Source organism: Peribacillus sp. P4_C12, assembly GCF_056402095.1.
The window spans coordinates 1-511 of the sequence record NZ_JBFUIB010001220.1; the positions used below are offsets into that span (position 1 = coordinate 1).

General features: G+C 35.5%; 1 protein-coding gene and 1 pseudogene. Both read right to left on the minus strand.

What is annotated here, in order from left to right:
- Positions 1 to 122, minus strand: a 122-nt coding sequence (locus AC1DUW_RS32225; RefSeq protein ID WP_477644172.1) for a transposase, incomplete at its 3' end; no start/stop codon positions are given.
- A gap of 58 nt (positions 123 to 180) precedes the next feature.
- Positions 181 to 511, minus strand: a pseudogene (locus AC1DUW_RS32230) (heavy metal translocating P-type ATPase); the annotation flags it as partial.

Below are 511 nucleotides of genomic sequence, written 5' to 3' on the forward strand. Positions count from 1 at the left end.
GTAACTTCTGATACGCCATATTCGCCGCTTAATTCTTTGACCGAATTACCCGAGTGATAAAGATCTACAATAGTCTTCTTGAATTCATTATTATATTTTTTACCTGTATTCTTACGTTCCAAGACAGACACATCCTCTCAAAAATTATTGTAAGGACTTAACTAAAATGTGTCCATGAAACTATACTAACTCCACTTTCAACAATCTTAATGTATTTAAAATAACAATTAATGCAGCACCTGTATCACTTAATACATCCATCCAAAGTGTAAGCCAGCCAGGAAAGATTAGGACTAATGCAACTACCTTAATAATTACGGAGAACTTTTGTTTAATAATCGTTAAAGCTTTTCTACTTAACTTCATTGTATGAGGAAGTTTACCCAAGATTATCAGCCATTAAAACAATATCTGCTGTCTCCATTGCGGTGTCAGTTCCTTGCACCACCCATAGCAATACCTAAATCTGCTGTTGMAAGTGCTGGCGCATCATTAATACCGTCTCCAACCA